Below are 14225 nucleotides of genomic sequence, written 5' to 3'. Positions count from 1 at the left end.
TGCGCTTTCACGCATGAATAGCCCATCTTCCGAATCCATCAGGACGAGGCCGATCGTTCAGGAGTTGACCGACGAGCAATGGCAGCAGGTCGCGCCGCTATTGCCCGAAACCCTGAATGACGACGTCCCGCGGCGTGGTCGTCCGCCGATCGATATTCGCCACGTGCTCAATAGCGTGATGTGGGTGCTGCACACGCGCGCACCGTGGAGCGCGATGCCCGGGCACTGCGTGCCGTACCAGACCGCGCATCGCTACTATCTGCGCTGGAAAAAATCGGGCGTGCTGAGCGCGATCATGCTCGCGCTGTTCAAGACCGACGCCGCTCTCGAAATGCGCGCGACACGCAAGGGCGGCGTGCGCGCCGGATAGCGTGCGCCCGCCGCGCCGCTAAATCTGCTCTCGTCCGTACGCCTCTAGCCGCTCGAGATCGAGCACCTCGATCTGGTTATATGACAGACCCAAAATCCGCAGCTTCTCGAGGTTCTGCAGCGCCTGATTGATGCGCTGCCGCGACACCCCCGCGAGCAAACCGACCTCTTCCTGCGAAATCGCCAGTGTGCGGCCCGTGTCCGGATACAGATCCGGGTTGAACAGCTGCGCGAGCGATTGCGCGACGCGTGCGTCCACATCGAGCAGCCGGCTGTTCTGGATCGATGCGATGAATTCCCCCATCCGGTTGTTCAACTGCCGGATCACGAAACCCGTGAACGGCAGGCTCGATTCGAGCAGCGCATGGAAGGTCGCGGACGGCACGAACATCACGAGCGACGGCTGGATCGCGGCCACGTCGTACTTGCGCAACTCGCGCTTGATCACGCTGCCTTCGCCGAACCAGCCGCCCGGCGGCACCCCCGACAGCGTGCAACTGCGGCCCGACGCGTTGTAGATAGCGAGCTTGATGAGCCCCGAATGCACGCCGATCCAATAGTCGGACGGTTGCTGGCGACGCGCGATCCACGCGCCGCCTTCAAAGTGCTCGGCGTGCGCGCTGGCGAGCACCATCGCCTGATGCTCGGCGGCGAGCGCGCGAAACCAGGCGCAGGTGGCGAACAGCCGCGCGAGGTCGGCGGGCGCGACGCGTTGGGGCGGGCGGGAGTCGGCGCGGTCGGTGAAAGGAGCGACGGTCATTGGAGATAAGCGTCGTGGGAGCGGTTCCGGCTGAGCCAGGTCAAGGCAGGGCGCTAGCGGCGCCACTCTGTCATTTGAATGACAGACAGTTCATGACGACAATTGCTAGGCTAGGCCCTGGTTATTCATAGAAAACGATCACGACAATCGGCGGCGCGGCTCGCGCCTCAGGAGACGAAGCAATGACACAGCACATGTTCGACGAAGGCCTCGGGCGGCGCGAGGCCAATTATGTCCCGTTGACGCCGATCGATTTCCTCGTGCGCGCAGCGCAAGTGTATGGCGAGCGGCTCGCGATCGTCCACGGGGAGATCCGCCGTAACTGGCGCGAGACGTATGAGCGCGCGCGGCGGCTTGCGAGCGCGCTGCGCGAGGCCGGTATCGGCCGCGGCGATACGGTCGCCGCGCTGCTGCCGAACATTCCGCCGATGGTCGAGGCGCACTTCGGCGTGCCGATGGCCGGCGCCGTGCTGAACACGCTGAACACGCGGCTCGACGTCGCGACGCTGCTGTTCATGCTGCGCCACGGGGAGGCGAAGGCGTTGATCGTCGATACCGAACACGGCGAGTTCGCGCATCGCGCTGCGCTCGAATTCCCGGAACTGCGCGTGATCAGCGTGGCCGATGCGCAGCCCGCCGACGCCGCGCAGTTCATCCGCGCGACCGACTACGAGCAGTTCCTGCAAACCGGCGACCCGTCCTACGAGTGGACTCCGCCCACCGATGAATGGGACGCGATCGCGCTGAACTACACGTCGGGCACGACCGGTGACCCGAAGGGCGTGGTCTACCATCACCGTGGCGCGTATCTGAACGCGCTGAGCAACATTCTCGAATGGGATATGCCGAAGCACGCGGTCTATCTGTGGACGCTGCCGATGTTCCACTGCAACGGCTGGTGCTTTCCGTGGACCGTGGCCGCGCGCGCGGGCGTCAACGTCTGTCTGCGCAAGTTCGACGCGAAGACCGTGTTCGAGCTGATTCGCCGCGAGCACATCACGCACTACTGCGGAGCGCCGATCGTACAGAGTTCGCTCGCGAACGCGCCGGCCGAATGGCGCGAGGGCATCACGCATCGCGTGTCGACGATGGTCGCGGGCGCCGCGCCGCCGCCCGCGGTGATCGCGAAGATGAAGCAGATCGGTTTCGACCTGACGCACGTGTACGGGCTCACAGAAACCTACGGCCCGGCGGCCGTCTGCGCGAAGCAGCAGGAGTGGGACGCGCTCGACGAGCAAATCAGCGCCGACCTGACCGCCCGCCAGGGCGTGCGGTATCACCTGCAGGCGGCGGTCGCGGTGCTCGACGCGGACACGCTCGCGCCGGTGCCGGACGACGGCGAAACGATCGGCGAGATCATGTTTCGCGGCAACATCTGCATGAAGGGCTATCTCAAGAACGAGCGCGCGACCGAAGCCGCTTTCGATGGCGGCTGGTTCCACACCGGCGATCTCGGCGTGCGCACGGCCGACGGCTATATCCGCATCCGCGACCGCAGCAAGGACATCATCATTTCGGGCGGCGAGAACATTTCGAGCATCGAGGTCGAGGACACGCTGTACCGGCATCCGGCGGTGTCGGTGGCGGCGGTGGTCGCAATGGCAGATCCGAAGTGGGGCGAGGTGCCGTGCGCGTTCATCGAGTTGAAGGAAGGCGCGCAGGCGACCGAGGAGGAAATCATCGCGCACTGCCGGCTGTTTTTGGCCGGCTTCAAGTTGCCGAAGGCGGTGCGCTTTGGCGAGTTGCCGAAGACCTCGACGGGGAAGATCCAGAAGTTCGAGTTGCGCGCGCGGATCAAGGCGGAGGGAAAAGCGTAACGCGCCGCGATTGACGCTGTTTCAGGGCGGCGCGCAGCGAGTCACGCCGGCGCGCGCCGCTTCAGGTTGGCGTCAAATCCCGACCTTGTGCGCATTCAGAATCAGCCGCAGACCTAGTGCGGTCACCGCGCCTGCGGCGATGCGATCGATCCACGCCTTCCAGCGCAGATAGATTTCGCGCGGCCGTTGGCTCGAAAAGCACAGTGCGACGATCGTGTACCAGCCCGCTTCGATCGCGAAGATCGCCGGCGGCAGCGCGAAATAGCACCACACCGGCGGATGCTGCGGCAGCAGCGCGGCGAAGATACTGCCGTAATAGACGGCCGTCTTCGGATTGCTGAGCTGCGTGCTCAAGCCGATCCAGAACGACTTGCGCGGATTGACGCCATTGCCGGGTTGCGTTTCGCTGAACGCGAGCGGCTTCGCGGCGCCGCGCCAGATTTTCGACGCCAGATAAACCAGGTAGACGCCGCCGGCTACTTTCAGCCCGACGTAGAGCCATTCGACCGTCGCGAGCAGCGTATAGAGCCCAAGCAGCGCGATGCCGCTAAAAAACACGCCGCCGATACCCATGCCGAGCGCCGTCGCGAGACCGTCGCCGCGCGACAGACCGATCGCGTTGCGCGCGACGATGACGAAGCTGGGTCCCGGACTCATCGCGCCCAATAGCAGCGCGGCGAGGATCGTGAGGATGGCGGTCGAGGCGGGCATGGTCGTGTCTCCTGAGATCGGGCCGATGCCAGATGCTCTGGCGAATCCCGAGTTTCGCATTGTCCGCCAATCGGGTGGTGGAAGCCAAGATTACCGAAAACTCGAAAGTCCCGCAATCAGTACAATTAGAAAAACTTCTTTGCTGCGGCCAAAATACATCGAATGCTAGAATCACTTTCGATACGCTGAAGTTCACTCGCCACGACGAGGCGACGCACGAAGCGAAACTCGGGCGCAATTCGAGCGCCTTCTATTCTTCGAGTAGCCGATTCGCTTGATCCCAGCGCTTTAATTCAGAATCTGACAGGCATCAGTTGCAAATGCGGGTTTTTACGCATTTGCAGGGATCGCGTGAATTCGTCGAATCGCTTTCGTTCAAAATTGAATTAAGCATGAGCCTCGCGTTGTTATGCGAGTTGCCAGTTTGTCTAATGCCAGCAAGAGCTGCGACACCAATACTTTATGAAACAACGAGAAGGACAACAACGACTGTTCGAACGCGACGAGAACCTGCGGGAGCGCATGATCGCGTGGATTCGCCGACGCATGGACGACCACAACATCACCCTCGAAGCGCTGGCCGAATCGCTCGAAGCCGATGCGAACGCCGTGGCCGCGGTGCTGTACCGCGACGCGTTCGGCAACACGTGGGACGGTCAGGGCGATAAACCGGCGTGGCTCGCGCGCGCGATTCACGCCGGACAAAGCATCGATCACTTCCGCTGCTAACGCGCGCAGGTGCAACGCGAAACGTCCGCGCAAAAAAAAGCCCGCACAAGGCGGGCTCGATTTTTACTGCTCGGAGCTTCGCGACGAATCGCGCATCACAGGTCAAAAAACACGGTTTCCTGATCGCCCTGCATGTGGATGTCGAAGCGGTACACGTTGGCCGTACCGGCAACGCGTCGCGCGATCAGCGTATCACGGCGCTCGGCCGGCACCGACGCCAGCACGGCGTCCTGCTCGTTCGCCTGCGCTTCGTCCTCGAAATAGATGCGCGTGAACGTGTGCAGCAGCATGCCGCGCATCGTCAGGATCACGTCGATGTGCGGCGCTTCGTCGGGATTCGCGCGGCCCGGCTTCACCGTCTCGACGATGAAGCGCTTGTGCGGGTCCGTACCGGTACCGACGCGCGCAAAGCCGTGAAAGCCGGTCTTCTGGATGTCCTCGCGCGATTCCGGATAGTGGCCGTTCGAGTCGACCTGCGACATTTCGATCATCGCGTCGCCAACCACCTTGCCGTCGCCGTCGAACACCTGCCCGACGATCGTGATGTGCTCGCCGGCCGCTTCCATGTCGGCCAGCACGGGCGTGAACAGGCTCTTGTAGTCGAAGTCGTATTGCTGCGGGCAAAGACCGTAGGCGAAGTACGGACCAACGGTTTGCGAAGGCGTTTGCTTGAGAGTCGTCATGGCTTAGCGCTCCATCGGGGTTTCGTTCGGGCCGCGCAGCACGATGTCGAAATCGTAGCCGAGCGCATAGGCCTCTTGCGTAATGTCGAGCGAGAACTTCGAGATCATGCGCTCACGGGCGTTTTCCGGAGTGCCCTGGTAGATCGGGTCGAACGCGAGCAGCGGATCGCCGGGGAAGTACATCTGCGTGACGAGACGCGAGCCGAAGTGGTCGCCGAACAGCGAGAAGTGGATGTGCTGCGGACGCCATGCGTTCGGATGGTTGCCCCACGGATACGCGCCCGGCTTGATGGTCAGGAAGCGGTAACGGCCTTCGTTGTCAGTGATGCAGCGGCCCGCGCCGAGGAAGTTCGGATCGAGCGGCGCGTCGTGCTGGTCGGCCTTGTGCACATAGCGGCCGGCGGCGTTCGCCTGCCAGATTTCCACGAGCGTGTTGCGCACCGGACGGCCGCCTTCGTCGAGCACGCGGCCCGTCACGATGATGCGCTCGCCGAGCGGCTCGCCATTGCGCACCGCGTTGCGGGTCAGGTCGTTGTCGAGCGGATCGAGGTCGTCGCTGCCGTAGACCGGCACGCGCTGGTCGCGCAGACGTTCTTTCAGCGGAATCAGCGGACGGGTCGGGCCGCGCTTGACCGACGAACCGTACGGCGGATAGATGTACTCGGGATGGGACGCGAAATCTCGCGGGGAAAGAATTGAATCTTCCATGAAGTGTCTCCGTTGGAGGAATCGGGGGATGCGGCGTTATGACTCGCACTTTATACAAAGCAGGCGGTTATGAAAAATGACGTTTTTGCCCGTTTCGTATAACCTTCCGTTATGCAACGCAGTCTCGCGGATAGCCGCGTCAAATTTCGTCATCTCCAGTGCTTTCTGGCCGTCGCGCAGTTCGGCAGCGTCCAGCGGGCGGCGGACAGTCTGTCGATCACGCAGCCGGCGGTATCGAAGACGGTCGCCGAGCTGGAAACCATTCTCGGCGTGAAGCTGTTCGAGCGCGGCCGTCACGGCGCGGTGCCGACGCGGGAGGGACAGCTTTTCATGCCGCATGCAAGCGCCTGCGTGAGCGCGCTGCGCCAAGGCGTCGATCTGCTGGCGCGCGCCGAGGGCGCGGCCGCCGCGACGCTCGAAGTCGGCGTGCTGCCCACCGTCGCCGCGGCGCTAATACCGCCCGTGCTGAGACAGTTCGCGACGCAGTGGCCGCGCGTGATCGTGCGCCTCGCGACCGGCGCAAATCCGGAATTGCTCGAACGCCTGAAAGCGGGTTCGATCGAATTCGCGATCGGCCGTCTCGCGGACCCCGAGCGGATGGTCGGCCTGAGCTTCGAGCAGTTGTTTACCGAGCCGCTGATCGCGGTCGTGCGCGCCGGGCATCCGCTCGCGCAGGGAACGGGCTTGCCGGCCACGTCGCTGGAGGATTTTCCGATCGTGCTGCCGCCGTTCGGCACGCTGATCCGCCAGTCGACCGAAAGCCTGCTGAGCGCGTGGGGCGTGGCGCCGTTGTCAGGGTTCGTCGAGGTGTTGTCGGTATCGACGGGGCGTGCGCTGACGCTCGAAAACGGCGCGGTGTGGTTCGTGCCGCAAGGCGCGGTCGAATACGAACTCGCGCACGGCATGCTGGTGCGCTTGCCGCTGCCGTTTGCGGGCACCGGCGAGCCGGTGGGGCTGATCCGTCGCTCGGATACGCAGCCGTCGGCGGTGGGGCGCGCGTTCATCGAGGCGGTGCGCGAGGTCGCGCGGGGCAGAATGGCGGCGGTGTCGGGCAAGGATGCGGCCAAAAGCAGCGGTAAAACCGCCGGCAAAACGGCGCGCAAAGGCGGCCCGGGCGACGCGCCGCTCGAGTGATCCGGCGGCCTGCCGCATGCATGCCCCCGGGCGCCCATCGGCATGCCGTTCTCCGTATGAACCAACCAGTACAAAACGACGGTTGCGAATGCCCCGCGACCCGGTGTAAAAACACGGTGCGAAAGCCGCCGCAGCCCGTATTTTTGCGGCACGCTGCGTGCACGCTACGAGCGGGCACGCGTCACGCAGCCCATAGCGAACGGCCGGAACGGTTCGCGCCGACCCCCGGAACCACCGGCCACCGCATCGAAAGACCGTACAAGGAGATTGCCATGCCTAGCGACTTGCCCACTCCCGAGGCCGCGCAGCGCGCCGTGATGGCGCCGGAGCACAATCCGCTCGGCACGGCCGGCCTCGAATTCGTCGAGTTCGCCGCCCGCGATCCGCAGGCGCTCGGCGAGACCTTCAAGCGGCTCGGCTTCAAGGCGATCGCGCGTCATATCAGCAAGGACGTGACCTTATACCGTCAGGGTGAGATGAATTTCCTGATCAACGCGGAGCCCGATTCGTTCGCGGCGCGCTACGCGGAGGAATACGGGGTCGGCATCTGCGCGATCGGGATTCGGGTCGCCGACGCGCAGCGCGCGTTCGCACGTGCGGTGGAACTCGGCGCGTGGGAGTTCGAGGGCGAACGCCTCGGGGCCGGCGAACTGCTGATTCCGGCGATTCAAGGTATCGGCGATTCCCACATCTATTTCGTCGATCGCTGGCGCGGACGCGGCGGTCAGCGCGGTGGCCTCGGCGATATCTCGATCTTCGACATCGACTTCCGCCCTATCGAAATCGACACGGCCGAAGCCGATCTGAGTCACGCGGGCAGCGGCCTGGTCGCGGTCGATCATTTGACGCAAACCGTTGGCGAAGGCCGCATGCAGGAGTGGATCGACTTCTATCGCGACCTGCTGAATTTCCGCGAGATTCACGAGCTGCACGCGAATTGGCACGTGTCGGCGGAATCGCGCGTGATGGTATCGCCGTGCGGCGCGATCCGCATACCGCTGTACGAGGAGGGCACGCGCCGGACCAATCTGATGCACGAGTATCTGCCCGATCATCCGGGCGAAGGCGTGCAGCACATTGCACTTGCCACCGACGACATCTTCGCGTGCGTCGAGCGTCTGCTCGCGAACGGCGTCGAATTCGTCGAGCCGCCGCCGCGCTACTACGAGCAGCTCGATGCACGCTTGCCGGGCCACGGGCTCGATGTCGAACGGCTGCGGCGCACGCATGTGCTCGTGGACGGTGAGATCGGCGCGGACGGCGTGCCGCTGCTGTTTTTCCAGACCTTCGTACGCCGTCGCGCCGGCGAGATCTTCTTCGAGATCGTGCAACGCCAGGGACATCATGGCTTCGGCGAAGGCAATCTGGCCGCATTGGCGCAGGCGCGCGCCGGCAACTAAATTTCGCACGGTCGCATGTGTGATTGATCCAATCACGCATGCGACTGGAGTTTCCTCACGCCCCCTCCGGTCGCTCCGCCAACTCCGGATAAATTGCGCCGTACGCGGCCGCTTCGCGCAGCAGCCACTCGCGGAAATTCGCGAGCGGTTTGCCATGGCTCAACTCGGTTGGGTACACGAGGTAGTACGCGGCGTCGGCAACGGCGGGTCCGTCGAACGGAATCACGAGACCGAACTGCTGCAACTGCGTGTCGACGAAGAAGCGCGGTACCAGTGCAATGCCGAGTCCGGCCGCGGCCGCGCTGATCAGCATCGTGTGCAGTTCGTAGCGCACGCCCTGCATCGTGCGATTGTCGTCGACGCCGAAGTTTGCGAACCAGCTCGCCCAGCCATCGGGTCGCGTCGTCGAATGAAGCAGCGGATAGTTGAGTAGTTCGGCGACGTTGCGGACCGGCCGCTTCAGCAGACTCGCCGCGCAGATCGGCACCACTTCCTCGCTGAACAGAAAATCGGCCGACGTACCCGGCCACGTCGGCTTGCCGTAGTGAATCGCCGCTTCGAAATGCGTGTCGGCGAACGGGAACGTCGCGGTACGCACGCCCATGTTCACGCGCACGTCCGGGTATTGTTCATTGAAGGTGGCCATGCGCGGAATCAGCCATTGCGATGCGAACGTCGGCAATACCGCGAGTTCCAGATAGCCGCCGCCGCTGCCGTGCGCGATGATCGACAGCGTGTCGCGATCGAGGTGTTCGAGCGAGCGTCGCACCTGCGCGCTGTAGACCTTGCCCGCGCGCGTCAGCACCACGCGTTGCTTGACGCGCACGAACAGCCGCACGCCTAGATTGCTTTCGAGCGTATTGATCTGTCGCGACACCGCGCTTTCGGTGAGGAACAGCTCGCGCGCCGCGTGCGTGAAGCTCTCGTGCCGCGCCGCGGCTTCGAACGCGAGCAGCGCGCCCATGTTGGGAATCTTGAACTTTCGCACGTTAATTCCAAAAACGCATCAAGTGCCGATTTTATCTCGCTTTACGGGGGCGGAGCGGATTTTGAATAATCTCGCCCGTCATATGGCGCTCGTGCGGGGCGCTCAACGTTTAGCGTGGAGAAGCCGGATGCGAAACCTGAAGAATGCGAACGTCGAACAACTGCTGGTGAAGCTGCTGGGCGCGGAGAAGACCGCGCGCCTGTTTGCGACGCTGAATCATCCGCATGTGTTGAACGAGTGGGAAAGCGGCAGCGTCACGCGTGCCGAACTCGCACAGGCGCTGAACATGGCGCTGTTCGACGATCTGCTCGCGCGCTCGGAAAACGGCCGCCGCTATACGGAGGAAACCGTCGCCGCCGGCGGCAGCGTGTACTTCGATCATGGCGCGCTGCGCACCGTGCGCTGGCCGCACAGCGGCGCGCTGCCCCCCGGCGAGGCCGCGTTCGCGCGCATCCTGCGGCCGCTCGGCTTTCGGATCAACGGCCGTTATCCGCTCGATCGGCTCGGCATGACCGGCCGCGCATGGGCGCATGACGACGCGCCCGACGAGATCGCGCAGTTCTTCGTCAGCGAACTGCACCCGGAGCGTTTTTCCGCGGCGTTCCAGCAGGCGGTGACGAACGTGATCGGTGCATCGCGCGATCCGTTGACGCCGCGCGCTAGTGGCCTGTTGTGGGAACTCGAACGCGACGGCGTGCTGCCGATCGATGCGGCGCAAGAGTTGCTACCGGTAATAGTCGGTGCGTTCGCGCGTCAGCACGAGATGCCACGCGAAGCCGACTACGAAGTATTGTTGAAGGAGTCGGCGGAGATGGCGTGGATCGCGACCGAAGGTAACGCGTTCAATCACGCGACCGACCGCGTCGCGGATGTGTTCAAGCTGTCGGACGAACAGAAGGCGAAGGGTCGGCCAATGAAGCCGGACGTCGAGCATTCGCGTTCCGGGCGCGTGTTCCAGACCGCGTATCGCGCGGATCTCGTGCAACGCGAATTTCGCGCGGCAGACGGCAGTGTCGTCGCGCGCGACGTGCCGGGCTCGTTCTACGAATTCATCACGCGCAAGCGCAGTTTCGATCAGGACGCGCGCCGCTGGGAAACCGACCTGCGGTTCGACGCGGGCAACGCACAGGGCATCTTCCGGATGACCGCAAGCCAGGCGGCCTGAGCGCATACGACGGCGCAAGCGCCGGCATCGCAGACGAGGAGCACAGTGGGGACGTCATTGTCATTGGATGAAGAGCGCCGGGTCGGTGAGCGCGGCGCTTCGAATGAACCGCGTGTCGCCAGGCCTTTCGCGGGCAGCGCCGCGGTATTGCAGGCGCTGGAAAGCGATCTGCGCCAGCATGTGCGCGGCGAAGTGCGCTTCGATCAGGGTTCCAAAGCACTGTACGCGTCGGATGCGTCGAACTATCGGCAAGTCCCGCTCGGTGTGGTGATACCGGCCGATATCGACGATCTGCTCGCGACGCTCGCCGCATGCCGCCGCAACGACGTGCCGTTTCTCCCGCGCGGCGGCGGCACCTCGCAGAACGGCCAGTGCGTAAACGTCGCGGTCGTCGCCGATGCGAGCAAGTATCTGAACCGCGTCGTTTCGATCGATCCGCTTGCGGGCGTCGCGATCGTCGAGCCGGGCGTCGTGTGCGACTCCTTGCGCGATGCCGCCGAACAGCATGGCCTCACGTTCGCGCCCGATCCCGCCACGCATAGCCGCTGCACGCTAGGCGGCATGATCGCGAACAACTCATGCGGCGCGCATTCGGTGATGGCCGGCAAGACGGTCGAGAACATCGAGGCGCTCGAAATCGCGACCTTCGACGGCGCGCGTTTTTGGGTCGGCCCGACCTCGGAAGAAGAACTCGAACGCATCATCGCGGCGGGTGGTCGTCAAGGCGAAATCTACGCGGCGCTCAAGCAACTGCGCGACACGTACGCGGAACGGATTCGCGCGAAATTCCCGAAGATCAAGCGGCGCGTGTCGGGCTTCAATCTCGATCAACTGCTGCCGGAAAACGGCTTCAACGTCGCGCGTGCGCTGGTTGGCAGCGAAGGCACTTGCGCGGTCACGTTGCAGGCGAAAGTGAGACTCGTGAAGAGTCCGGCGAGGCGCGTGATCGTCGTGGTCGGCTTCCCCGACATCTATACGGCGGCGGACGCCGTGCCGCATTTCATGCGCTGCGGGCCGATCGCAGTCGAGGGTCTCGACCGCGCGATTATTCGCGGCCTGCAGGCGCGCGGGCTGAAGAAGGATGAGATCGCACTGCTGCCCGAAGGCGATGCATGGGTCGTGCTCGAATTCGGCGCGGATACGCAGCATGAAGTTCTGCAACAAGCACGCGACGCCGCCGCGTATTTTCAGTCGGGCGCGGCGGGGCCGGAAATCTCGACGGTGCTCGTCGAAGATCGCGCATTGCAGGTGAAGGTGTGGTCGATTCGCGAGACCGGCGCGTCGGCGGTCGCGTTATCGGTGGATCGCGACAAGCCCGATCCGGTGGTCGGCTGGGAAGATGCCGCGGTCGATCCGCTGCGGCTCGGCGATTATCTGCGCGCGTTTCAGGCGCTCGTCGATCGCTATGGCTACGAGACGAGCCTGTACGGCCATTTCGGCGACGGCTGCGTGCACGCGCGCATCACGTTCGATCTGCGCAGCGCGGAAGGTATCGCGACGTGGCGCGGGTTCTTGCGCGAAGCGGCGGAACTGGTGGTCGAATTCGGCGGCTCGCTGTCGGGCGAACACGGCGATGGCCAGGCGAAGGCCGAGTTTCTGCCGATCATGTACGGCGCCGAACTGATGCAGGCGATGGAGCAGTTCAAGGCGATCTGGGACCCGGCGAATCGTTTGAATCCGGGCAAGGTCGTGCATGCATACCGCGCCGACGAAAACCTGCGCATCGGTCCCGCGTACAAGCCGGTGACGCTGCATACGAAGCTCGCGTTCGCGAGTCAGGAAGGCGACGGCTTTCAGCGTGCGATCGAACGCTGCATCGGCATGGGCAAATGCCGCTCGCTCGAAGGCGGCACGATGTGTCCGAGTTATCGCGGCACGCGCGAGGAAAAGTACTCGACGCGCGGGCGCGCTCATCTGTTCTGGGAAATGCTGCAAGGCGACGTGATCGCCGATGGCTGGAACAGCCGCGAAGTGAAGGAAGCGCTCGATACCTGCCTCGCATGCAAGGGCTGCAAGTCCGATTGCCCGACGCATACGGACATGGCGTCGTACAAGGCGGAGTTCCTTTCACACTACTATCAAAACAATCGTCGGCCGCGTCAGGCGCTGTTCATGGGGCGGATCGGCGAATGGGCGCCGTGGGCTGCGCGTTTTCCACGCGTGACCAACTTTCTGACGACGGCGCCCGGTTTGTCCGCGCTCGGCAAATGGATGGCGGGCGTGGCGCAGACCCGTGCGTTGCCGCGCTTTGCCGCTACGACTTATAGACGGAGCGCATCGCCGCAAGCATCCGCGCTCGATGCGCGCGGCGGCGACGCAAAGAAAGTGATCCTGTGGGTGGACACGTTCAACGACCACTTCACGCCCGAGATCGCGCGGGCCGCAGCTGATGTGCTGACGCAACTGGGCTGGCGCGTCGTCCTGCCGAAGAAGCGTTTGTGCTGCGGACGTCCGCTGTACGACTTTGGTCTGCTCGAACGCGCGCGCGAACTGCTCACGCATATCGTCGACGATCTCGCGGACGACATCGCCGCCGGCGTGCCGCTGGTCGGCCTGGAGCCTGGCTGTCTATCGGTGTTCAAGGACGAGTTGTTGAAGCAACTCCCCAATCATGCGTTGGCGAAGAAGCTGTCCACGCAAACCTATCTGTTTGCCGATTTCGTCGCGCGTCAGCCGTTCGAGTGGCCGACGCTCGAGGCCGATGTGATCGTGCATGGCCATTGTCATCAGAAGGCGCTATTCGGCATGCAGGGCGATACGGCGTTGCTGAACAAGCTCGGCGTCAGATGGAAGCTGCTCGATACCGGCTGCTGCGGGATGGCGGGATCGTTCGGCTTTAATGTCGAGCATCACGCGTTGTCAGAAAAGATCGGCGAGGACAAGCTATTTCCGTCCGTGCGCGACGCGATGGCGGCGAATGCGCAAACGATCGTGCTGACCAACGGCTTCAGTTGTCGCGAGCAGATCGAGCAGGGTACGGGCCGACACGCACTGCATATCGCGCAACTCGCGCAACGGGCGCTGGCGGCGCGCTGAGTGCGCGCGCGCCGTGCAGGGCGCGCTATTTCTTCGCTGAATCGTTCGCGGCAGGCGGTGTATGCGGAAGGTCCGCATTGGTCGCCATCCACAACACTTCGGCGTCTTCCTCGCTGGTCGACACCGCCGCGTGACCCGTGCGGCTGTCGAAGTAGAGGCTGTCGCCCGCGTTCAGATGCGTCGGCGCGTATAGCTCCGAATAGAGGCACACGCTGCCGCTGATCACGTAGAGAAACTCCTCGCCTTCGTGGCGGCCCCAGTCGTCGAAGGCGTCGAGCGTGTGCGCGGAGATGCGGATGCGAAACGGCAGCATCGCCTTGTGCGCGAGATCGGTGGCAAGCAACTCCATCTGGTAGCCGCGATACGCGTGGCGCTGGCCTTCGTTTTTGCGCGTCAGCGCGCGCCGGCCGCTCGCGCTGACTTTCGGCGTCGAGCCGAACAGTTCGCCGATTTCGATCTTCAGGCCAAGCACGATTTTTTGCAGCACGTCGAAAGTCGGGGACATCAGGCCGTTTTCGATTTTCGACAGCGTCGAGCGCGAGACGCCGCACAGGCGGCTCGCGGTTTCGAGCGTCAGATCCTGCGCCTGACGGGCGGCGCGCACGCGCCGGCCGAGATCAGAGGACGCAGTGTCGGCGGATTTGGTGAGATGGGTGTCCATGAGGCTTGCTGCGGGTCAGGTATGCGCTTGATCGGGGCGAACAATGTTTCCGATCATAACATTT

General features: G+C 63.9%; 13 protein-coding genes. 7 read left to right on the top strand and 6 right to left on the bottom strand.

Annotation, left to right across the window (positions count from 1 at the left end; translation table 11 throughout):
• The first annotated feature begins 13 nt into the window (after positions 1 to 13).
• Entirely contained in the window at positions 14 to 370 is a 357-nt protein-coding gene (locus AB3X86_RS07320; RefSeq protein WP_368595441.1) for a transposase, read from the top strand.
• Positions 371 to 388: 18 nt separating this feature from the next.
• Here the strand turns inward: AB3X86_RS07320 and AB3X86_RS07315 are convergent, their stop codons facing one another.
• Positions 389 to 1129, bottom strand: a complete 741-nt coding sequence (locus AB3X86_RS07315; RefSeq protein WP_368595440.1) for a Crp/Fnr family transcriptional regulator — start codon at positions 1127 to 1129, stop codon at positions 389 to 391.
• 182 nt (positions 1130 to 1311) lie between these two features.
• Between AB3X86_RS07315 and AB3X86_RS07310 the strand changes: the two genes are divergently transcribed.
• Positions 1312 to 2946 (top strand): acyl-CoA synthetase, encoded by a 1635-nt coding sequence (locus tag AB3X86_RS07310; RefSeq protein ID WP_368595439.1) that lies wholly within the window; start codon positions 1312 to 1314, stop codon positions 2944 to 2946.
• A gap of 72 nt (positions 2947 to 3018) precedes the next feature.
• Here AB3X86_RS07310 and AB3X86_RS07305 read toward each other — a convergent pair whose 3' ends face one another.
• Complete coding sequence (locus AB3X86_RS07305; protein WP_368595438.1) at positions 3019 to 3657, bottom strand: LysE family translocator; 639 nt, start codon at positions 3655 to 3657, stop codon at positions 3019 to 3021.
• Between the two features lie 462 nt (positions 3658 to 4119).
• Between AB3X86_RS07305 and AB3X86_RS07300 the strand changes: the two genes are divergently transcribed.
• The gene (locus AB3X86_RS07300; protein WP_176123238.1) at positions 4120 to 4386 is read left to right on the top strand and encodes an H-NS family nucleoid-associated regulatory protein; all 267 of its coding nucleotides are present in this window, start codon (positions 4120 to 4122) and stop codon (positions 4384 to 4386) included.
• A 95-nt stretch (positions 4387 to 4481) separates the two neighbouring features.
• Here AB3X86_RS07300 and pcaG read toward each other — a convergent pair whose 3' ends face one another.
• Positions 4482 to 5069 carry a protocatechuate 3,4-dioxygenase subunit alpha gene (gene pcaG / locus AB3X86_RS07295; protein WP_368595437.1) on the bottom strand — a complete coding sequence of 196 codons (588 nt, stop codon included), beginning with the start codon at positions 5067 to 5069 and terminating at the stop codon, positions 4482 to 4484.
• A gap of 3 nt (positions 5070 to 5072) precedes the next feature.
• Positions 5073 to 5777: a protocatechuate 3,4-dioxygenase subunit beta gene (pcaH, locus tag AB3X86_RS07290; protein ID WP_176123237.1), complete on the bottom strand. Its 705-nt coding sequence runs from the start codon at positions 5775 to 5777 to the stop codon at positions 5073 to 5075.
• A 111-nt stretch (positions 5778 to 5888) separates the two neighbouring features.
• Here pcaH and pcaQ point away from each other — a divergent pair, with 111 nt between their 5' ends.
• Together pcaQ and AB3X86_RS07280 are read left to right on the top strand one after the other, a co-directional pair.
• Positions 5889 to 6911, top strand: a complete 1023-nt coding sequence (gene pcaQ, locus AB3X86_RS07285) for a pca operon transcription factor PcaQ (protein WP_368595436.1) — start codon at positions 5889 to 5891, stop codon at positions 6909 to 6911.
• 272 nt (positions 6912 to 7183) lie between these two features.
• Positions 7184 to 8311, top strand: coding sequence for a 4-hydroxyphenylpyruvate dioxygenase family protein (locus tag AB3X86_RS07280; protein WP_368595435.1), 1128 nt, complete (start codon positions 7184 to 7186; stop codon positions 8309 to 8311).
• A 55-nt stretch (positions 8312 to 8366) separates the two neighbouring features.
• Here AB3X86_RS07280 and AB3X86_RS07275 read toward each other — a convergent pair whose 3' ends face one another.
• Complete coding sequence (locus tag AB3X86_RS07275; protein WP_176107246.1) at positions 8367 to 9299, bottom strand: LysR substrate-binding domain-containing protein; 933 nt, start codon at positions 9297 to 9299, stop codon at positions 8367 to 8369.
• Positions 9300 to 9426: 127 nt separating this feature from the next.
• Between AB3X86_RS07275 and AB3X86_RS07270 the strand changes: the two genes are divergently transcribed.
• Together AB3X86_RS07270 and AB3X86_RS07265 are read left to right on the top strand one after the other, a co-directional pair.
• Positions 9427 to 10464, top strand: coding sequence for a DUF1338 domain-containing protein (locus AB3X86_RS07270; protein WP_368595434.1), 1038 nt, complete (start codon positions 9427 to 9429; stop codon positions 10462 to 10464).
• Between the two features lie 63 nt (positions 10465 to 10527).
• A complete protein-coding gene (locus AB3X86_RS07265; protein ID WP_368595846.1) occupies positions 10528 to 13500 on the top strand; it encodes an FAD-binding and (Fe-S)-binding domain-containing protein in 2973 nt (990 codons plus the stop codon).
• Between the two features lie 25 nt (positions 13501 to 13525).
• On the opposite strand, the gene AB3X86_RS07260 is transcribed toward AB3X86_RS07265, so the two are convergent.
• The gene (locus AB3X86_RS07260) at positions 13526 to 14161 is read right to left on the bottom strand and encodes a helix-turn-helix domain-containing protein (RefSeq protein WP_176107248.1); all 636 of its coding nucleotides are present in this window, start codon (positions 14159 to 14161) and stop codon (positions 13526 to 13528) included.
• Positions 14162 to 14225 lie beyond the last annotated feature (64 nt).

The organism is Paraburkholderia sp. BR14374 (genome assembly GCF_040948685.1).
Lineage (GTDB): Bacteria > Pseudomonadota > Gammaproteobacteria > Burkholderiales > Burkholderiaceae > Paraburkholderia > Paraburkholderia youngii.
The sequence above is the reverse complement of the archived record's forward strand: the minus strand, read 5'-3'. Positions and strand labels throughout refer to the sequence as shown.